Consider the following 18,532-nt stretch of genomic DNA (forward strand, 5'->3'; position numbering starts at 1 on the left):
CGCTGAGTGAGGTGCTGGTGGAGCACAGAGGCTGTCGGAGCCAACGTTCGCGGGTCCCAGCTTACTCCCGGGCCCCGACAGGGCACCCAGCTAACCCAGCTTGCTCAGTGGGGCCTGCCGGTCAGAGGTCACCGATCGCGGAGCCGAGCAGGCGGACCGGCTCGAAGGCCTCCGCACTAGTGTGCTTGGCCTGCGCCCCGCGGAACGCGGCCATCCCGCGGACACGCCCGGGAGTCATGTAGGGCTTGCCGGCCTGGTCCCGGTGGGAGAGCACGGCCTCGACCTTGACTTCTAAATAACCGTCGATGTCCACGAACACGGACGGGTCGAAGTCGCGGGTCACCGACGGGGACTCGTAGCACAGGATCGAGTGGTGGGCCCGGGCGGCGCGCAGGGTGGCCTGGTGCACCGCGTAGTGGTCCTGGTGCTGGTCGTGGGCGGAGTGGGTGAAGATCACGTCCGGCTCGAACTCCCGGATCGCGGCCTCGATGGCCCGGACCATGTCGTTGCTGGCCGTCTCCAGCTCGGTGTCCGGGAAGTCGTGCACCCGCAGCCCCGTGAGGCCGAGGAACGAGGCACCGCGCTGGGCCTCGGCCGAGCGCAAGCTCTCGTTGCCGCCGACCTCCCCCGAGCTCATCACCAGGCCGCGGACCTCGTGACCGGCGTCGACCAGCTTGGCCAGGGTCGCCCCGCAGGCGAGTTCGAGGTCGTCCGGGTGCGCCCCCACGGCCAGAACCCTCCGTCTCTGTGCCAGAAGCACGGAGGGTAGACGGCGTTCACTAACCAGAAAACCGAAGGCCGCAGTCGCGGCCAAGGTTGCCACAGCGATTAGGTCGCGCCATAGCAAGCCGGGCATGGACGCCGCGCACCATAGGTTGAGCACAAGTAGTACTGAGTAGACGACGATCGCCGCCTGACGCAGCGGCCGGACACTGCGGATGCGCCGCTTATACGATACATAGCGATCATTGGGAAGGACGTAGACGAGCACCGCAAGGCTCAACAGTGCGCCCGACACTGACAACAACATGCTTCCCCCGAAAAACCGTCAAGTTGGCGAACAGACGTCCTGTCAACTGGTCATGCGTCACATCGCCCTGGATACGCTCGACGCCTTTTCGATCCGCATCGCCCTCTGCATCTCATCAGGAAGTGGCACCGTGGCGCTACTGGTCAAAGGATCCCACTCGGCAACTGATCGATCAATGATCACAACTGGTAACAAACTTCTCAACTGCAAATCAAGCGTCCGTCCCCGCCAAAGGTTCGACGATATTCGCTCATGCCTGCCGTCGCGCCGTGCATGCAGCTCCCCTGTCTGGGCTGACGAGGCGAACCCTAGGATGGAGTACACCCATATCCCGCCAGAGAGGAACTACCCATGACCGTCACCGCCTCCACCACCGTTCCAGCTCCCCTTGACCAGGTAGTGGTGACCTTCATCGACGAGGAGTTCATCCGGCACGTGACCCACCGCGCCGGTGCCACCCTGGAGTCGGTGGAGGTCATCGGGGACGTCGAGGCCCAGTTCGCCGTGACCACGGTCCGCAACATGGCCGCCGACCGGTTGCCGGAAATGGCCCGGAAGTTCGTAGGCTCCTCCGTGCAGCTCACCCAGGTGGACACCTACCACACCGCCGACGCCGACGGCATCCGGGTGGTGCGCACCGAGATCTCTGTGGGCGCGCTGCCGGTCTCCGGCTCCGCGACCCAGACCCTCACCCCGCAGGGCGAGTCCACCGACGTGCACGTGCACTGCGTGGTCAAGGCCAACATCCCGTTCGTGGGCAAGATGGTCGCCGAGGCCGCCGAGCCGTTCATCGGCAAGGCCCTGTCCCTGCAGTCCCAGGAGGCCGAGGCCTGGCTCGCGAGCCGCTGACGCCGCTGCGCCCACGGCACAGGCCCGTCCTTGAGGTGTTCGCGTTCTATCGAGGCTCCGCGCTCAATCGCACCGCTCTGACGAGCAGGAGCGTCATGGTCAGCAGCTTCACCGTGATCCGCACCAGCGCCGCGACCTCGCCCCAGGGGCCGTCGAAAAGCCCGGGGCGCAGGGCGCCCAACAGGACGTAGCCCACGGCGACGAGCACGAACGGCACCACGGTGGCCAGCAGCGCCCAAGACTGGAAGCGGGCCGTCGGCGCGCTCGCACGATGCAGCCGGATCAGCCCGCCCACCAGCACGAGTCCGGACACCGCCCAGAAGACGAGTCCGCCGAGCTCCTGGGCGGCGGTTGCGCCCAGCGAGGGCACCACCCGGTCCAGGCTGAGGCGGGCGCCCACCCGCTCGTGGATGCGGAAGAGGTCGTCGGCGATCAGCAGCAGGAAGACACCGCCCCACGCGGCCAGCACGCGGTGTGCCGCATCGCGCAGGCCCAGACGAAGGAGAAGTACTGCGGCGGCGCCGAGCTGGAGCAGCCCGAACAGCTCCATCAGCGAGCCGTCAGTTCCACCGTTCCAGAGCGCGCCCGAGCGGAAAGGTCGAAACGAGCTGCCGTCCGGGTCCAGCGCGAAGCCGCCGCGGTGGATGACGTGGGCGATCAGCATCAGCGCGTTGACCACCATGGCCGCACCTGCGATCCGCACAGGCCAGGGCACTGCGAGCTCCCGCGCCCACAGCTCGCGGGCGAGCGTCACCGGGCGTGGAACTTCTGCTGCGCCTCGAGCAGCCCGTTCTCGACGAGGTGCTCGACCGCGTCGGCGGCGTCGTCGAGCAGGAAGGGCAGCTCCTTGCCCTCGGTCGAGGAGAACGGCTTGAGCACGTAGGAGGCGGCGTCCATCCGACCGGGCGGACGGCCCACGCCCACGCGCACCCGGTAGTAGTCCTTGGTGGAAAGGGCCTTGGACATGTCCCGCAGGCCGTTGTGCCCGCCCTCTCCCCCGCCGATCTTGAGCTTGAGGGCGGCGAAGGGGATGTCGATCTCATCGTGCACGGCGATGACCCGCTCGGCCGGGATGTCGTAGAACCTGGCGAGCCCGGCCACGGGCCCGCCGGAGAGGTTCATGTAGGTCATGGGCTTGGCCAGCACCACCCGTGGCCCGCCGGGGCGCAACCGGGACTCGAGGACCTGGGCGCGGGCCTTGTGCACCTTGAACGCGCCGCCGAGGCGGGAGGCGAGCTCGTCGAGGACCATCTGCCCCACGTTGTGCCGGGTCCGGGCGTACTCGGGGCCGGGGTTGCCCAGTCCCACGACCAGCCATGCGTCGGACATCGGTGCCTCCATCGAAGTTGGGAAGAGTGCGGTCATGCGAAGTGCGGGGCGGCCGTAGCCGCCCCGCACTTCGGAGAATCGGTTGAGCGGTGAGGCTCAGGCCTCGTTCTCGGGGACGACGTCGCCCTCGGGGGTCTCGTCCTCGCCGCCGGCGGACTCCTCGCCGAGGTCCTGGGCCTGGGGCTCGGAGACGTTGATGACCAGCAGCTCCGGGTCGGAGACCATGGTCACGCCCTCGGGCAGGCGGACGTCGGCGGCGTAGACGTGGTCGCCCACGCCGTGGCCGTCGAGGTTGATGGTGACGGCGTCGGGCACGTTCAGGGCGTCGGCCTCGACCGTGAGGGTGTTCTCCTCGACGTTGTGCACGGCGGTCTGGTCGACCTCGCCGATGACGTGGACGGGGATCTCGACCTCGACCTTCTCACCGCGGCGCACGGCGAGCAGGTCCACGTGCAGGATCTCCGGGCGGGTGGCGTGGCGCTGGATGTCCTTGACCATGACCAGCTGGGTGGCGCCCTCGACGTCGAGCTCGAGCACGGCGTTGGAGTGGCGCACGGCGAGCATGGTCTCGTGGCCGGGGATGACCACGTGCTGCGGCTCGGCGCCGTGGCCGTAGACCACCGCGGGGATCTGGTTGTTGTTGCGGATGCGGCGGGCGTAGCCCTTGCCGAAGTCGCTGCGCGTGGTGGCGGGGATGCGGATGGTGTCAGCCATGGGAACTCCTCGAAGTCGGGTCTGTTGTCTGAATGGCCAGGCGATACCGGCCGCAGACCCTCCCCCGCGTTCTGGACGCTGTGCGGCACGCCTTGCCGGGCGCCGCACCGGTGGGGGCGGGAACGTTCAACCAGCCGTCGTCGATCACGGGACCCGCAGGGTCCCCTCGCCTTGGCAACCGGACAAGGCTAGCACGGCGGACAGGACCGCACCGGCCCGGATGGACGGTCCGGGCCCCGGCGAGGAGTCCACTCAGGCACCCGCGCCGGTGACCGCGTCACGCCGAACGGCCTTGGTCGCCAGCAGGTAGGCGAGGATCCACGGCTCGACGACGTACCGATGGCCCAGCCGCCGCGGCTGGGTCACCAATCGGTAGGCCCACTCGAGACCCATGGGTCCGAGCCACCGCGGCGGCGGCTTCTGGATGCCGGCGTACTCGTCGATCCCGCCGCCGACGGCGGCGTAGATCGCGGTGGGCAGCTCATCCCAGCGCCGGCTCAGGAACTCCTCCTGCAGCGGCATGCCCAGGCCCACGATGACGAAGTCCGGCCGGAACTCCTGGAGGGACCGGACGATGTGGTCCTCGAGCACGGGGTTCCAGCCCTCCCCGGGCCAGCCCTCGATCCGCCCAGCGGGCGCGTCCCGCCGGAGCATGTCCACAGTACGGGCGTTGCCCTCAGGAGTTGCGCCGACGACGGCGACGCGCCGCACCGGGCTGCGCCCCATCAGGTCGGGCAGCCAGTCCAGGGTGCCCAGGCGGTGCCGCTTGGCGCTGAGATCGCGCCCGGACCGCCACTTGGCCAGCTTCAGGACGGGGAAGCCGTCCGTCAGCACCACATCGGCCTTCTCGTAGAAGGCGCGGAAGGTCGGGTTGACCTCCCACGTGTAGAGACTGTGCAGGTTGTGGGCGAGGACGGCGGCCTTGCGCCGCTCCAGCCACGTGGCCGAGATCCACCGGTGCAGCTCCTCGGCGTCCATGGGCGTCACCCGGACACCGCTGACCGGGATCTCGATCGGGCCCGTGCTCTGGGCACGGGTCTGGTACTTCAACATGCGAACTCCCCCTGTGCTGCGCCTCTGCGGCGCCTCGCTCCCCCGCCGGGACCAGAGACCGGGCCGGCGTCTTCGCAGGACGTACCGTCCGTGGCGCCGCAGGATCCCCCCGGATCCCGCCGGCGGACCGGCACCCCCTGCAGCGCACGTCCCACGACCACCAGCCCTGGCGATCCACGAACATGCACCTGCATTTACGCTAGCAAAGACAGTGGAGCATCGACCCCCTCGGAACTGTCCCCTGTTAAGCACCTGTTTGCATCGATGTGCACTTGTAAAGTCATCGATGGGGGCCGGAACCACGCCGGGGGGCGTAGGAGGAGTGTTCCGGCCCCCGCACACTCGGGGGGAGTGACCAACGTGCTGAAGAAGAACATGTCCGTGCGCCCTGCCGCCTGGCGGGAGACCCACATCAGCAGCCTGCGCCGCGTGGACGCGGCGGCCCTGGCCGTGACGCTCGTGCTGACGCAGCTGGTGCGCTTCGGCTTCGAGCAGGAGGCGCTGGTGACCGACCAGCTCACCGTGCCGTACTGGCTGGTGGGCACCCTGCTCGGCGGGGCCTGGTGGGGCTGGCTGGAACTGCGGGGCGCCCGCGACGTCCGACTGATCGGCTACGCCGTCGAGGAGAACCGCCAGGTGGTCTCCGCCACGCTGGTGCTCTTCGGCGCCCTGGCGATCCTGTCCTACGTGCTCAACGTGCCGATGGCCCGCAGCTACGTGGTGATCGCCCTGCCGCTGGGCACGATCCTGCTGCTCGCAGGACGCGGCCTGGTGCGGCGGGGGCTGACCCGCCGCCGGCTGGCCGGCGAGGCGATGTCCCGGACCCTGGTGGTCGGGCGTGTGCCGGGGGTCGTGGAGATGCTCAAGTCCCTGCAGCAGAACCCTGCCGCGGGCTTCGACCCGGTGGCGGTCTACGCGCCGTCGTCGTCCCGGGTGCTGCCGCACCACCTGGCCCGGGTGCCGGTGCCCGAAAACATGCTGCCGGCCGGGGAGAAGCCGAGCGTGGAAGGCATCGTGGCCGCGTGCCACGCCCACCGCATCGAGACCCTGGTGATGGCCGCGAGCGCGCCGCTGAGCTCGGAGGAGGTCCGGCACCTGAGCTGGTACCTGGCCGACGAGCGGATCCGCCTGGTGCTGGACACCGGGCTCACCGACATCGCCGGCCCGCGCATCCACACCCAGCAGATGGCCGGGCTGCCGCTGATCCACGTCTCCACCCCGCGACTGAGCCGTTCCCGGCGGATGCTCAAGCGCCTGGTCGACATCGCCGGCGCGGTCACCGCACTGGTGGCCCTCTCCCCCGTCATGCTGGTGCTCGCCATGATCGTGAAAACGCACGACGGCGGGCCCGTGCTCTTCGCCCAGGAGCGGACCGGACTGGACGGCTCCACGTTCAGGATGCTGAAGTTCCGCTCCATGTACACCGACGCCGAGGAGCGCAAGGCCGAGCTGATGGCCGCCAACGATGCCAAGGGCGGGGTGCTGTTCTTCATGGCGAACGACCCCCGGGTCACCACCCCGGGCCGGTGGATGCGCAAGTACAGCCTCGACGAGCTGCCGCAGTTCCTCAACGTCCTCAAGGGCGAGATGTCGCTGGTGGGCCCGCGCCCGCCGCTGCCCTCCGAGGTCGCCCAGTACGAGAAGCACGTCCACCGCCGGCTGCGGGTCAAGCCGGGCATCACGGGGCTGTGGCAGGTCTCGGGCCGCGACGACCTGGACTGGGAGCAGGCCGTGCGCCTGGACCTCTACTACGTGGAGAACTGGTCCCCGGTCCAGGACTTCGTGATCCTGCTGCGCACCGTCAAGGCCGTGGTCGCCAAAGAGGGCGCGCACTGAAAGGTCGCCGGCAAGCCGGCCCGGTCCGGGTGAGCGCGTCGTCCCCACGCCGTGAAGGACGCCGGCACTCAGCCACGGCAACCCCGCCTATTCGTTCCACCGCAGACGTTCCTCGACCGGCGGCGAGCCGGTCTCGCAGCTCACCGCCCGCTCGCCCGCACCTGGCGCGAGGCAGAGATCGGCACCCGGGCCGCCGTCGTTGTTGTTGTGGCCGCCCCCGCCGTCGAGGTAGTCGTCGTCGACGCCACCGGCCAGGCGGTCGTCCCCGGCATCACCCAGCACGATGTCCACGCCGCGACCGCCCTCCAGGAAGTCGAAGGTCGGGCCACCGACCAGGACGTCGTCACCGGGTCCGCCACGGAGCCACCCGAACCCGTTGCCCCCGAAGATCTGGTCGTTGCCGTCCTCACCGTGCATGAAGTCGGGGCCTCCCTGGCCCTCCAGCCGGTCACGGTCCGCACCGCCCCAGACGACATCGACCCCGGCGCCGGCGCAGACCACGTCGGTGCCGTCACGGGCGTAGATGATGTCGTCGCCGCCGAAGCCGATGATGACGTCGGCGGCGTCCGTGCCGATCAGCACGTCGTCGCCGGCGGTCCCGGCGATGGTGGCCTCCGCACCGAAACAGAGCTCTTGAGCATGGGCCGGCGCCGCGCCCGCCAGGCAGGCGCCGGCGCTCAGCAGCACAGCGGAGACCGAAGCAGCCAGACGCTGATGGACCGTGGTTTTCATGGCGACCTCCTGCAGGGCCATGATCACCGCGACGACGTGACGGCGGTGTGACTACTCTTCCGTCGCCACGTCATTCGCGGGGCCCTCAGGACTTCTCGGACCCGCGGGCTGGGCCCGCGGGCGGAGACACCTGCCGCCCGCGGACGGTGCCGCCACGGCCCGACATTGACTACCGTGGGACGTGGGAACGAGCGCAGGGAGTGGACGCATGGCCGATCATCCGCAGTTGCAGACTACGGTGCTGGACGCGACGGACGTCCGGGAGCTGGCCGAGTTCTACCGGGAGCTGCTGGGCCTGCAGTACCGACCCGGGGACGAGCCCCCGGCGCACGGATCTGCCGACGATCACGACTGGCTGGTCCTCACTAACGCGCAGGGAGCACGACAACTGGCGTTCCAGGCCGTCCCCGTTCTGCCCCGGGTGACGTGGCCCGACCCTTCGGGGGTCGCGCAGCAGCTGCACCTGGACCTGACCGTCCCGGACCAGGAAGCGCTCGAGCTCCAGAGGGCACGAGCCCTCGAGCTCGGAGCCGAGCTGCTACTCGATCGCGCGGACGACCCGGAGGAACCGCTGTACGTGTTCGCCGATCCCGCCGGCCACCCGTTCTGCATCTTCGTCGCGTAGGCCCGCACAGAACTCCACCGCACAGCCCAGGCCGCACGGGTGCCGCACGCCGACGCGACAAGCACCGTCAGAGGCCGGGACGAGGAGCGTTCCTGGCGAGGGAGATCGCGGCGGCGGCCGCGAGGACCTCGTCGCGGTCGACGAACGGCACCCGGCTCCCCCGCGGGCCGATCTCCATCCACCACTCGTGCCCCCGGCCGTTGAGCACCACCGTGCCGTCCGGCCCGGCCGTCTCCAGGGCGAACCGGATGGCCTCCCGCCGGGTCGGCAGCTCGCGGACCTCGGGCACGGGCAGACCGGCCGATCGACGTGCGGCCACGGCGGAGCGGACTCCCCGCATCACCGCGGCGCGGATGGCTGCCGGGTCCTCCGACCGGGGGTTGTCGTCCGTCACCAGGACCACGTCGGCGCCGGACTCCACGGCCGCCACTCCGGCGGGTTCCCGCTTGCTGGGGTCGCGGTCCCCGCCGGAGCTCGCGGTCACCACGAGCCGCCCGGAAGTGCGCGCCCGCAGCGCGGCCGCCGAGGACGCGAGCGCGTCCGGGGTGTGGGCGAAGTCGACGACGACGCGGGGCCACCCCGGGCCGAGGTCGACGTGCTCCATCCGGCCCGGCACGCTCATCGGCCCGTCGAGCGCGGCCGCCACCTCAAAAGGAGGGACCCCGAGCTCGAGCAGCACGAGCGCGGCCACCGCGGTGTCGGTCCGGTTGTGCTCCCCGGGCAAGGGTGTGCGCAGCGCGAGGCTGCCGGCCGGGCCTCGTAGGAAGAAGGCGTCCTCGCCCCGCTCTCCCACGACGTGCCACGGCGCGTCCACCCCGGGATCGTTGGCCAGGCTCACCACGGGCACCCCGCGGCGGCCGGCCAGATCGCGGAGGCGGCGCCCGCCGTCGTCGTCGACCACGACCACCGCCCGGGACGCGAACCCGGGGGTGAAGAGACGAGCCTTGGCGGCGAAGTAGGACGCCATGTCCCCGTGGTAGTCCAGGTGCTCGTGAGAGAGATTGGTGAAGGCGACCACGTCGTAGTGGATGCCGTCCACCCGGTGCTGGTCCAGGGCGTGGCTGCTGACCTCCATGACGCACGCGTCGTTGCCCGCGTTCCGCATCTGCGCCAGCAGCTCCTGCAGCCGCGGAGCGGCGGGGGTGGTGACCACGCTGCGCAGGCGCCGGTCGCCCACCACGGTCTCCGGAGAGCTCAGCAGACCGGGGCGGCGGCCCAGGCGGAGCAGTGCCGCCTCGAGAAAATAGGCGGTGGTGGTCTTTCCGTTCGTGCCCGTGATCCCCAGCATCGTCAGGTCCCCGGCCGGGTGGCCGTGCAACCGGGCGGCCACCGGGCCCAGCGCGGCCCGCGGTTCGTCGACGACGACCACGGGCACTCTGATGCCCTGCTCCAGAAGCTGCGCACCCTGGCGGTCGGTGAGCACCGCGACCGCACCGGCACGGACCGCCGCCGCGGCGTGCTGGACGCCGTGGCCCCGACCGCCCTGCAGGGCGACGAAGAGGTCGCCCGGGCCGGCCTCGCGGTGGTCCTCCACCACCCGGCGCACCACCGGGTCAACAAGGACGTCTCCCGCAGCGATCGTCCCCCCGATGTCGTGCACCAGCTCGGCGAGGAGCACCGGTCCGGGCGACGACCGCCTGCCCCGCGCTCGCTCAGGAGGATTCACCGTTCCAGCGTATCCGCGCCCGGAAAGAAGTCAGCACACGTATGAATACACGCACGGTTGCCGCGTCAACAGCAATGCCTGTGTGGCCCCAGACACATCTTGGAAATCCGTACTGGACAATGGTCTACACCGAACCACTCTCCGCATAGGAACAAGGGCGTGACAATAGACTTTTGTCCGGTCCGATGGGGACCATGTGGGGACAGAATCGGCCCCCCACTAGGACTGTCACCCGGATACGCTCGGAGTACCCGAAGATCCGTACCCCTCGACGGACGAAAGAGAATCCGATGCGCACCACCCCCCTCGCCACCGACGTCCAGCACTACCTCGAGTCCTGCTCCCCCGCAGGCCTCACCCTCCTGGAGCTCGACATCGTCGAGGACGTCGCCGAACTCACCCTGGCCTTCACCCCCGAGGCCCTCGACCGCGTGCTGCGCATCCAGCTGCGCACGGCCGGCACCCCGAGCGACTGGGCCTGCCCGAAGGCGTCCATGGAGGTCGGCACCCCCACCTGGGCCTACGCCCTGGACCTGGCGTATCTCTTCAACGAGCACTACTTCGGCCACGTGCTCCTCGAGCGTCACGAGGCCGCCCTGGGCGAGATCCTCGCCACCCACGGTTACGAGGGCACGCCCGTCGTGTTCCGCCCGGCCTACGCCCCCAACTGCCTGGCGCTGAACCTCCGCCGCCTCAAGGCCGAGCACCTCCGCACCGCCGGCCACGCCGACTCACACGCTCGCGCCGCCTGAGCCGCACGCCCAAGGGCACCACAGTCCCCCGATTGGGGGACACGAGACGGCACCGTCCGCGTCGGGGCAGACTTCCCCGCCCGACGCCGTGACCCCCGTCACCACTAGGCACAATGCTGTTCCGCGAGTTCCCGGCGCAATCAAGTGCACGTGCAAACACCTTTCGTCATAGAGCCAGTTTCATCGATTTGCGCCACTAAACTGGCGACAAGTGCAATGCAGCGCGCGGTCCACCGTCTCCCCCACGGGCTGGGAAGAGACAACCCCAGGTGGCCGCGTGCTTTTTCGGGGAGGGAGCACCAGCATGCTCAAGGCCAACGAGATCAGCCGAGCGGACGACCACCAGCGTCCGCAGCTCAACGCCACCCGCACCACCGTTCGCGACGCCGCGTCCCCATCCGGCTGGCGATCCACCTACCTGACCCGCATGCGCTGGGCCGACGGCCTGGCGCTGATCGTCACCCTCCTCGGCGCTCACCTGCTCCGGTTCCAGCTGGAGAACGCCGGCCTGCACCTCGGCGGGGACTTCTCGGTCCCCTACTGGATCGTCGGTGTCGCCCTGGCCCTGGTCTGGTGGATGCACCTCGGCGCCCGCGGCGCCCGGGACGTCCGGCTCATCGGCCACGGCCTCGAGGAGACCCGGCAGGTGGTGCACTCGAGCCTCGTGCTGTTCGGCGCCATCGCGATCATCTCCTTCGGCTTCGACCTCCCCACGGCACGCAGCTATGTTTTGCTCGCCCTCCCCCTGGGACTGGGCTTCCTGATCCTCGGGCGCTTCATCGTGCGGGATGGACTGGTGAAGGACCGGTACCGGGGCGAGGCGCTGTCCAGGACCATGGTGGTGGGCCGGCTGGCCGGCACGTGCGACCTCATCAAGTCCCTGCGCCAGCACCCGACCTCCGGGCTCGACGCGGCCGCCATCTACGTCCCCGAGACCCGCAAGCCGGTCCCCGCCGAGCTGCAGCGCATGAACCTTCCCCCCAATGCACTGGCCCCGGGTGAGCGTCCCACGGTCGAGGGCATCGTCGACGCCTGCTACGAGCGCGACATCGAGACCGTCGTCCTGTCCTCCAACGTCCCCCTGGGCACCACTGAGATCCGCCACCTCAGCTGGCAGCTCGCCGACGCCCACATCCGCCTGGTCATGGACACCGGACTCACTGACATCGCGGGCCCCCGCATCCACATGCAACAGGTGGCTGGGCTTCCCCTCATCCACGTGGCCACCCCCAAGCTGAGCCGCAGCCGTGCCATGACGAAGCGCCTCATGGACATCCTCGGCTCGGGCGCCGCACTGCTCGTCCTCTCCCCCGTCCTGCTCGCCCTGACGCTGATTGTCAAGACCCACGACAAGGGCCCCGCCCTCTTCGCCCAGGAGCGCATCGGCCAGGACGGCTCGCGGTTCAAGATGCTGAAGTTCCGCAGCATGCGCACCGACGCCGAGGAAGTCCTGCAGCGCCTCAAGGAGCAGAACGAGGGCGCCGGCCTGCTGTTCAAGATGAAGGACGACCCCCGCGTCACCGCCCCCGGCAAGTGGATGCGCCGCTACAGCCTGGACGAGCTCCCTCAGTTCCTCAACGTTCTCAGGGGCGAGATGTCCCTGGTCGGTCCCCGCCCCCCGCTCCCCGCCGAGGTGGAGCAGTACGAGGACTACGTCCACCGCCGGCTGCGCGTGAAGCCCGGTATCACCGGTTTATGGCAGGTCTCCGGGAGGTCGAACTTGGACTGGGAACAGTCGGTTCGCCTTGACCTCTACTACGTGGAGAACTGGTCACCTGTACAAGACATGCTGATCCTGATTCGCACGTTTAAGGCCGTGGTCGCCAAGGAAGGTGCCTACTAAACAATCATTCCATGTCAGGATATTTACATACATTTTCGATGAGGCGGAGCAAACCCACCCACGGGCATTCGCTGTGAACTGCGAGAAAGACCGGCTAAGGTCGCGCCACAGCCACTAATAATAGTTAAATTAAGATGCGAACGAAGACTTCAGACCGATGGGTTAGAGGTTTGAATGCATGTAGCGAAGGCGCCCCAGAAAACCACGTACAACGCTAACTTTCGTGGCTGGAGGATTGCTTAGCAGATTCTGGCCTGCGATCTAGTTTTCCATAACACGCTAATTTAGAGTTCCATCGCGCACTAATGTGACTAAGCGCCTTTTAATTACGGGAAGGGTTTTCATTGCTCAGCCATGATGCCTACATGAAACGTAAGTATTTTGATGAACTTAATGGCCTAAGGGCCATTTCAGTGCTTTTAGTCTTCACTGTTCATCTGGAACCCAACTTTTGGCACCGACTGCATGGAGGCACAGGGGTTTCAATTTTTTTCGTCCTCAGTGGATACCTCATTACTACATTAGCCCTCCGTGAGGAAACGAAGGCCGGCAAAATCGATCTTAAGGCATTCTATTTGCGCCGCCTGTTCCGCATTTACCCGGTGTATTTTGCAGTCCTGGCTGCGTACTGCATTCTGTTACTAGTCGTCGGCTTGCAGGCTGATAAACGAGAAGTGTTCCTGGACAATCTTCCGTTCTATTTGTTCTTTTTCCCCGAAAGACCCATCATGCTATTTGGCCAAGCCACGGAGGTGCCGTTTTCAATCGCATGGTCGTTAGGCATTGAGGAAAAGTTCTACCTATTTTGGCCACTGCTCGGGTTTGTTATTTTATCCCGTCGCTTTCGGGCCAGAATGTTGTTCTTGGTCTTTTTTGTTGTTGCCTTCACCGTCACGGCTGTGCTCGGTGACGTTTCCATCATCTTACAACCTTACGCATTAATAGCTTTGGGTTGCATTATTGCCATGCTCCTCAATCACCCTTCTTGGTATAACCGGCTCAAAATTCTTGGGCACAGCCGGATCCTTTTGGCGACGACTCTAATCCTGGCGACGCTCCAAGTCTCCACCAATCAAATACTTCCCCAAGGGTCGCTTTACATACCATTTGGACTGCTTGTAGCCGTCATGCTGACCGGTGTCGTCACGACCACAAGTCCTAGTGTCGCATGGCTGGGCTCGCGACCCATGATGTTCCTAGGGCAAATTTCTTACGCTTTTTACCTTACTCACGGATTTGCCATTAATGCCGTTGAGCTGGCTTTGCCCTCTGGCGGTCCCGTTCTTGCAGGTCTGACGGCCGCGGCGGCTCTGGGGGTTGCCATTCTAACCGCCTGGCTAATGCGTTTGATAGTTGAGGAGCCAATGATAAAAATTGGCAAGACTTATCTGGGGCGTCGTAGCGCCGCTGTTGCCAGACCCACTTCAGGCTTCGGTGTTTGAGCCGTAAGACACACTGGCACAATCTGCCACTACGCAAAGTGGGCCTTTTGCAAATGCAATTGCATGTAGACCTTGGTCGTGTCGTCATCTTTCCGAAACCCTGGGACTTGGAACCAGTAGTTTGGAAGTGTGAGATGTTCGAGGGGCCTTCGCATTGTCTCGTGCGCGTCGCTAACGGCGGTTTCTGAATACCCCAGGAATGCTCGATGATTCTTCCCATCCGGTGGTTGTGGTCGCTGTAGCGGCCGTGGGGTGCCGGTAATCGTGCGGCGCAGGGTGTCGGCGCGGACTTGGTGGGCGCAGCTGGCAGTCGTTCCCATCGGAGTTGAAGACCATGGAGTGGTGCAGGAGCCGGTCGAGCAGGGCCGCGGCGACGGTGGTGTCACCCTGGATCTCGCCCCAGAAGCCCCGTTACCTTCTTCGTGACCCGTCCATCCAGCAGGATGGAGGGGTGCTGTGTCAACGCCGAGTGAATATTGACCCCTTATCGCCGACCGAAATCTGACCCCTCCTCGGTGGTGTAGCGGCGGGTGCGGTAGGAGGCTCCGTCCATGGTGAGCACGTGGGCGTGGTGGATGAAGCGGTCGATGGTGGCCGCGGCGATCACGTCGTCGCCGAGGGTGTGGCCCCACTGGGAGAAGGCCAGGTTCGAGGTCACGATGACCGATCCGTGCTCGTAGCGGTTGGCGATGAGCTGGAAGAAGAGATTGGCGGCCTCGGCTTCGAAGGGGATGTAGCCGACCTCGTCGATGATCAGCACCCGGTAGCGGCGCAGCCGGCGCAATTCCTTCTCCAGGGTGCCGGTGTTGTGGGCGGCGAGCAGGCGGGTGATCCATCCGGTGGCGGTGTCGAAGAACACCGGGTAGGAGTGGTTGGCCGCGCAGATACCCAGGGCGATCGCCAGGTGGGTCTTGCCGGTCCCTGGGGGCCCGAGCAGCACGACGTTTTCGGTCCGGGGCACGAAGGTCGTGGTCGCCAGGTGCGCCAGCAGCTCGTTCTCCCGGGCGGCCAGCACGCTGGGGTCGAAGTCCTCGAGGGTCTTCATCTGCGGGAAGTGGGCCCCGGCGATCCGCAGCCGGTCGGTTGCCGTTGGCGGTACGGGTGGCGACCTGCCGGCCCAGCACCGCGGCCAGGTACTGCTCGTAGGACCAGTGCTCGGTGCGGGCCTGGGCGGCCAGGGGGCCGGCCAGCTCGGCGATCTGCGGGGTCTTCATCGCCCGGCACAGGTAGCCGATCTCCTTGGCCGGGTCGGTGGTCGGGTTCATGAGGCTCTCCTGATCAGTTGGTCGTAGACGGCCAGATCCCGGGTGGGCACGGCGAACTCCCTAGGCCCTGCGGCCCGGGTCGGGCGCTGCTGGTAGGCCGCACGAGCTGCGGCGGCCGCGGCCACGTGCACCGGGTCGGTGACGGTGCCGGTGCCGGCCCACAGCCGGGAGTGGCAGGCCACCTCGCGCCCGGCGGTGGTGGCGGTAACGGTGTGGTGATCGGCGCGCACGTTCACGATCCGCCCGATCGCCTCTGGGTGGATGGAGTAGTCGACCCCGGCCAGGCGCAGGTGATAGTCCCGTCCCAGCCGGGTCGTGCTGCTCAGGCCCGTGGCCGGGGCCACCGGCGGCAGCACCCCCATCGCGGCCTGATCGGCATCGAGCACCTCGATCGGGCGGGCGCCCACGGCGCGCACCTTCCGCCGGTTGACCACCTCGTCCAGCCAGTCCTGCAGCTGAGTGTTGAAGTCGGCCGGGGAGGTGAACGTGCGTCCGGGCAGGAACGAGGTGCGCTGGTAGCCGTGGGCGCGCTCGACCATGCCCTTGGTCTCGGGGTCGTAGGGGCGGGCCTGCCAGATCCGGGTACCCAAGGTCCCGGCGAAAGCGGTCGTGGCCGGGGCCAGGCGCCGGTGGGCGCCGAGGCCGGCCTCGTTGTCCCACAGCAGCATCTTCGGCACCGCCCCCAGATCCCCGAGCAGCACGCGCATGCCCTCGAGGATGTCCCCGCCGGCCCGCGAGGGGAGCATCACCGCCATCAGGAACCTGGAGTGCGCGCAGATCATGCTCAGCACCGGGAAGGACCGGGCCACCCCGTGCTCGTCGGGCACCACCGGCGGCGGGAACCACAGGTCGCACTGGATCACCTCCCCAGCACCCCAGCGCACCCGGTCCACCGGATCCGGTGGGGCGTAGCGCGGCCGCAGCTGGGCGACCTTGGCCCGCAGCACCGAGGGCGAGTGCTCCCACCCGATGCGCTGGCCGATCACCGACGCCGGCATCGTTGGGAACTCCCGCAACAGGGCCTCGATCCCCGGCACGAACGGGTCCACGATCGAGCCGGTCGGAGCGCGTTCGTACCTCGGCGGGACATCGCTGGCGATCGTTGCCCGTACCGTGTTCCTGGCCAACCCCAGCTGCCGCGCAATCGCCTTGATCGGCATGCCCTCCGCCCGGTGCAACCGGCGGATCTCGGCCCAGTTCTCCACACTGATCGCTCCCTCAGCATCACCGCCGAGGGGGTCAATTTTCGCTCGGCGCCCGAGGGTCAGTATTCAGACGGCATCGACACTGCTGACCGGCCGGTCCTCGGCATGATCGTTTGCCCCCAGTCACCCATGATCCGGGGGTGTTGTCACCGAGGACCGGTCCGGTGATCGCGGATCTCTAGTTTAGGCAGGGCCGCTGGTTCAGGGCCTTCGTAACGTGGGTGCCGAGCGCCACCACCCTCGGGCCGGCCAGCATGCTCGTGCGGCACTGGATGAGAAGGGGCTCAGCCATGTCAGAGCAGCCACTGCCGGGGGTGTTCGTCGGCAAGTCCGACCACCAGCCGGTGGCCGTGACCGCCGCAGGGAAGACCGTCTACGACAAGGCCTTGCCCAACGACGAGACCCGGCTGCGGCCATCATGGAACGCGGTCTAACACGCCCGCCCCGCACAGGGACGCCAGCTCATCGCCAAGATCCTCGGCTCGTTCCCGACCTGACCAGATTCGGAAATGGCCCGGCTAAGACGGACCCTGCGCCGGTGGGAGTTCGCGATCTTGGCCCACTTCGATACTGCTGGGGCATCGACCGGCTTCACGGAATCGATCAACGGGCTGACCGAGACGATGCGCCAGGTCGCCCCCGCATCACGCAACATCCACAATTATCACCTACAAGCCCTGCTCGCGGCTGGCGGCCACCAGCCCTGGCGACAGGTCCCTACGCACACCTAAATGTGAAGGACTCCGTCTCCTGGTCTTACCAACGTCGCGCCACAATAGGCCCGCAGCTAGCAGGAGCACGCTACAAGCAATGGGGCCAAAAAACGCTTCAGTAAATAACGAGGCTCCAGACCATACCGCAATGAGAACCATCGTCGCCTCACCACCTTTAGAAGCTAAAACTAAAATTAGAACAACAAAACCTAAAATAGCCAAAAAGCCCGACTGGAAAGCAAGCGTTCCCCACGAACTTTCGCTACCTGATCCCAACCACACTTCTCGACTTATCTCGGGGTTATACAACCGGTAAAAATTGCCACCAGAACCAATCCCCATGCCAAACGGCGCGGAAACCAGACCTTTAAAACCGGAAATAAGACCCGCCATATGAATGCTTGTACTCTCACCACCACTAACTCCAATGGGGTTCGACCACACGCCGGCTAGATAGCCAGTGCCCTTAACAACAGTTCCATACAACAGGGTGGCCAGGAAAGACATTATCCAAGCGGAGATAACTGCCACACCGGACCGTCCAGTTAAATATCGAGTAAATAACCAAATGACACACACGATAGCAAACATCAAAAGGGCATTTTTCGTTGCCGCTAACAGCAATGCCACTGATGCCCCTGAAAAACACAATACCCAAGCGAGTGTCTCCGCCCGATAACGCAAGAAATAACGGATAACGATAAGCACCACTAAAACTGAGGCAGCAATATATCCGGCATTAACAGGCTCGAAAAGGATACCGCCGGTTCTAGAAAACGATACCCCAAAAAGGGAAGTCGATTCGGCCAGTGAATTCAATCCACCTATAGACGAGACGGAGAATGCATTTCGCCAACTGAGAGTTCCCATGATCAATTCACCCATAGCACCGATAAAAAGCCAGAATGATGCGAACTTAAGCAAAACGAAAACAAACTCAATGCGCATGCAGTACGAAAAACGTTCCGCCGCGACGATTCCTACAAGGACGATGAGGAACGGCGCCACAAAATTGCGCATGTTGGCCAGCATAGATAAAGATAAGTCGGAAACATTCAGCAACAAAGAAGAGAAGTATATGACCGCGCCCACGCCGATCCACGGACTATTCCTGACAAGCCGAGCAATGCTGGCACCCATCAAACTTACCGCCGCGATGAGGGAAAGGGTTTTGGCCTCGGTGACCACGAACGGAATATCGTCCGCCTGCCCCGAGTGCCAGAAACCTGCCATTACATTCTGCAAGAGAACCAAACTAAGCCAATAAAGCACATAACACCTTGGATCCACAAGGTACGTGACTAAGGTGAGAACAACCACCAGTAAACATGTCTGAACGGCAGCAATGGTGGAATTTCCAGAATGTGAAAATAGAATGGGAATTCCGTAAGTCATGGCCGCTGACGCAAAGGTCCACACTATGGAGACTGCGCCCACACCAATATCTCGGGTGTCGCGCCTCAAGGTATTGGACAAAG

The 18,532-nt window shown here is 66.1% G+C and carries 17 protein-coding genes and 2 pseudogenes; 8 read left to right on the top strand and 11 right to left on the bottom strand.

The window, feature by feature from the left end:
• Window positions 1–121 precede the first annotated feature (121 nt).
• Window positions 122–727: a PIG-L deacetylase family protein gene (locus ACFYE3_RS12225; protein WP_387609471.1), complete on the bottom strand. Its 606-nt coding sequence runs from the start codon at window positions 725–727 to the stop codon at window positions 122–124.
• A gap of 654 nt (window positions 728–1,381) precedes the next feature.
• On the opposite strand from ACFYE3_RS12225, the gene ACFYE3_RS12230 reads away from it, so the two are divergent.
• Window positions 1,382–1,879: a DUF2505 domain-containing protein gene (locus ACFYE3_RS12230; protein WP_387609474.1), complete on the top strand. Its 498-nt coding sequence runs from the start codon at window positions 1,382–1,384 to the stop codon at window positions 1,877–1,879.
• Window positions 1,880–1,925: 46 nt separating this feature from the next.
• On the opposite strand, the gene ACFYE3_RS12235 is transcribed toward ACFYE3_RS12230, so the two are convergent.
• The 4 genes from ACFYE3_RS12235 to ACFYE3_RS12250 all read right to left on the bottom strand — a co-directional run bounded on the left by ACFYE3_RS12235 (window position 1,926) and on the right by ACFYE3_RS12250 (window position 4,975).
• Entirely contained in the window at window positions 1,926–2,633 is a 708-nt protein-coding gene (locus ACFYE3_RS12235; RefSeq protein WP_387609475.1) for a hypothetical protein, read from the bottom strand.
• On the bottom strand, window positions 2,630–3,208 hold the full coding sequence (gene pth / locus ACFYE3_RS12240; protein WP_387609478.1) for an aminoacyl-tRNA hydrolase: 579 nt from the start codon (window positions 3,206–3,208) through the stop codon (window positions 2,630–2,632). Before pth ends, ACFYE3_RS12235 begins: the two co-directional genes overlap by 4 nt.
• Before the next feature lie 96 nt (window positions 3,209–3,304).
• Window positions 3,305–3,922 carry a 50S ribosomal protein L25/general stress protein Ctc gene (locus ACFYE3_RS12245; RefSeq protein ID WP_387609480.1) on the bottom strand — a complete coding sequence of 206 codons (618 nt, stop codon included), beginning with the start codon at window positions 3,920–3,922 and terminating at the stop codon, window positions 3,305–3,307.
• A 252-nt stretch (window positions 3,923–4,174) separates the two neighbouring features.
• The gene (locus ACFYE3_RS12250; protein ID WP_387609481.1) at window positions 4,175–4,975 is read right to left on the bottom strand and encodes a WecB/TagA/CpsF family glycosyltransferase; all 801 of its coding nucleotides are present in this window, start codon (window positions 4,973–4,975) and stop codon (window positions 4,175–4,177) included.
• A 351-nt stretch (window positions 4,976–5,326) separates the two neighbouring features.
• On the opposite strand from ACFYE3_RS12250, the gene ACFYE3_RS12255 reads away from it, so the two are divergent.
• Window positions 5,327–6,811, top strand: coding sequence for a sugar transferase (locus ACFYE3_RS12255; RefSeq protein ID WP_387609483.1), 1,485 nt, complete (start codon window positions 5,327–5,329; stop codon window positions 6,809–6,811).
• 87 nt (window positions 6,812–6,898) lie between these two features.
• Here ACFYE3_RS12255 and ACFYE3_RS12260 read toward each other — a convergent pair whose 3' ends face one another.
• The gene (locus ACFYE3_RS12260; protein WP_387609485.1) at window positions 6,899–7,564 is read right to left on the bottom strand and encodes a calcium-binding protein; all 666 of its coding nucleotides are present in this window, start codon (window positions 7,562–7,564) and stop codon (window positions 6,899–6,901) included.
• A 187-nt stretch (window positions 7,565–7,751) separates the two neighbouring features.
• On the opposite strand from ACFYE3_RS12260, the gene ACFYE3_RS12265 reads away from it, so the two are divergent.
• Window positions 7,752–8,168 (top strand): VOC family protein, encoded by a 417-nt coding sequence (locus ACFYE3_RS12265; RefSeq protein ID WP_387609487.1) that lies wholly within the window; start codon window positions 7,752–7,754, stop codon window positions 8,166–8,168.
• 67 nt (window positions 8,169–8,235) lie between these two features.
• Here the strand turns inward: ACFYE3_RS12265 and ACFYE3_RS12270 are convergent, their stop codons facing one another.
• Entirely contained in the window at window positions 8,236–9,786 is a 1,551-nt protein-coding gene (locus ACFYE3_RS12270) for a Mur ligase family protein (RefSeq protein WP_387609490.1), read from the bottom strand.
• Window positions 9,787–10,124: 338 nt separating this feature from the next.
• Here ACFYE3_RS12270 and ACFYE3_RS12275 point away from each other — a divergent pair, with 338 nt between their 5' ends.
• From ACFYE3_RS12275 to ACFYE3_RS12285, 3 genes are all read left to right on the top strand, one after another.
• Window positions 10,125–10,586, top strand: coding sequence for a hypothetical protein (locus ACFYE3_RS12275; RefSeq protein WP_387609493.1), 462 nt, complete (start codon window positions 10,125–10,127; stop codon window positions 10,584–10,586).
• Between the two features lie 304 nt (window positions 10,587–10,890).
• Window positions 10,891–12,429: a sugar transferase gene (locus ACFYE3_RS12280; protein WP_387609495.1), complete on the top strand. Its 1,539-nt coding sequence runs from the start codon at window positions 10,891–10,893 to the stop codon at window positions 12,427–12,429.
• Window positions 12,430–12,794: 365 nt separating this feature from the next.
• Window positions 12,795–13,871, top strand: coding sequence for an acyltransferase family protein (locus ACFYE3_RS12285; RefSeq protein ID WP_387609496.1), 1,077 nt, complete (start codon window positions 12,795–12,797; stop codon window positions 13,869–13,871).
• A 171-nt stretch (window positions 13,872–14,042) separates the two neighbouring features.
• Here the strand turns inward: ACFYE3_RS12285 and ACFYE3_RS12290 are convergent, their stop codons facing one another.
• From ACFYE3_RS12290 to istA, 3 genes and pseudogenes are all read right to left on the bottom strand, one after another.
• On the bottom strand, window positions 14,043–14,264 hold the full coding sequence (locus ACFYE3_RS12290; protein WP_387609565.1) for an ATP-binding protein: 222 nt from the start codon (window positions 14,262–14,264) through the stop codon (window positions 14,043–14,045).
• Window positions 14,265–14,355: 91 nt separating this feature from the next.
• Window positions 14,356–15,136: pseudogene (istB, locus tag ACFYE3_RS12295) on the bottom strand (IS21-like element helper ATPase IstB).
• Complete coding sequence (gene istA, locus ACFYE3_RS12300) at window positions 15,133–16,341, bottom strand: IS21 family transposase (RefSeq protein ID WP_387609502.1); 1,209 nt, start codon at window positions 16,339–16,341, stop codon at window positions 15,133–15,135. The pseudogene istB and the gene istA overlap by 4 nt, the downstream one beginning before the upstream one ends.
• A 290-nt stretch (window positions 16,342–16,631) precedes the next feature.
• Between istA and ACFYE3_RS12305 the strand changes: the two are divergent.
• Window positions 16,632–16,754, top strand: a pseudogene (locus tag ACFYE3_RS12305) (IS110 family transposase); the annotation flags it as partial.
• 96 nt (window positions 16,755–16,850) lie between these two features.
• Complete coding sequence (locus ACFYE3_RS12310; protein WP_387609505.1) at window positions 16,851–17,072, top strand: transposase; 222 nt, start codon at window positions 16,851–16,853, stop codon at window positions 17,070–17,072.
• On the opposite strand, the gene ACFYE3_RS12315 is transcribed toward ACFYE3_RS12310, so the two are convergent.
• Complete coding sequence (locus ACFYE3_RS12315) at window positions 17,010–18,530, bottom strand: hypothetical protein (RefSeq protein WP_387806119.1); 1,521 nt, start codon at window positions 18,528–18,530, stop codon at window positions 17,010–17,012. The genes ACFYE3_RS12310 and ACFYE3_RS12315 overlap by 63 nt on opposite strands.
• Between the last annotated feature and the right edge of the window lie 2 nt (window positions 18,531–18,532).

Origin of the sequence: Kocuria arenosa (assembly GCF_042879215.1) — a bacterium.
GTDB lineage: Bacteria > Actinomycetota > Actinomycetes > Actinomycetales > Micrococcaceae > Kocuria > Kocuria arenosa.

What these genes read in the sequence shown, in the direction of transcription:
- ACFYE3_RS12230 (WP_387609474.1), top strand. Translation starts at nt 1,382, where the DNA reads ATGACCGTCACCGCCTCCACCACCGTTCCAGCTCCCCTTGACCAGGTA.
- pth (WP_387609478.1), bottom strand. Translation starts at nt 3,208, where the DNA reads ATGTCCGACGCATGGCTGGTCGTGGGACTGGGCAACCCCGGCCCCGAG.
- ACFYE3_RS12245 (WP_387609480.1), bottom strand. Translation starts at nt 3,922, where the DNA reads ATGGCTGACACCATCCGCATCCCCGCCACCACGCGCAGCGACTTCGGC.
- ACFYE3_RS12250 (WP_387609481.1), bottom strand. Translation starts at nt 4,975, where the DNA reads ATGTTGAAGTACCAGACCCGTGCCCAGAGCACGGGCCCGATCGAGATC.
- ACFYE3_RS12260 (WP_387609485.1), bottom strand. Translation starts at nt 7,564, where the DNA reads ATGGCCCTGCAGGAGGTCGCCATGAAAACCACGGTCCATCAGCGTCTG.
- ACFYE3_RS12265 (WP_387609487.1), top strand. Translation starts at nt 7,752, where the DNA reads ATGGCCGATCATCCGCAGTTGCAGACTACGGTGCTGGACGCGACGGAC.
- ACFYE3_RS12275 (WP_387609493.1), top strand. Translation starts at nt 10,125, where the DNA reads ATGCGCACCACCCCCCTCGCCACCGACGTCCAGCACTACCTCGAGTCC.
- ACFYE3_RS12280 (WP_387609495.1), top strand. Translation starts at nt 10,891, where the DNA reads ATGCTCAAGGCCAACGAGATCAGCCGAGCGGACGACCACCAGCGTCCG.
- ACFYE3_RS12285 (WP_387609496.1), top strand. Translation starts at nt 12,795, where the DNA reads ATGAAACGTAAGTATTTTGATGAACTTAATGGCCTAAGGGCCATTTCA.
- ACFYE3_RS12310 (WP_387609505.1), top strand. Translation starts at nt 16,851, where the DNA reads ATGGCCCGGCTAAGACGGACCCTGCGCCGGTGGGAGTTCGCGATCTTG.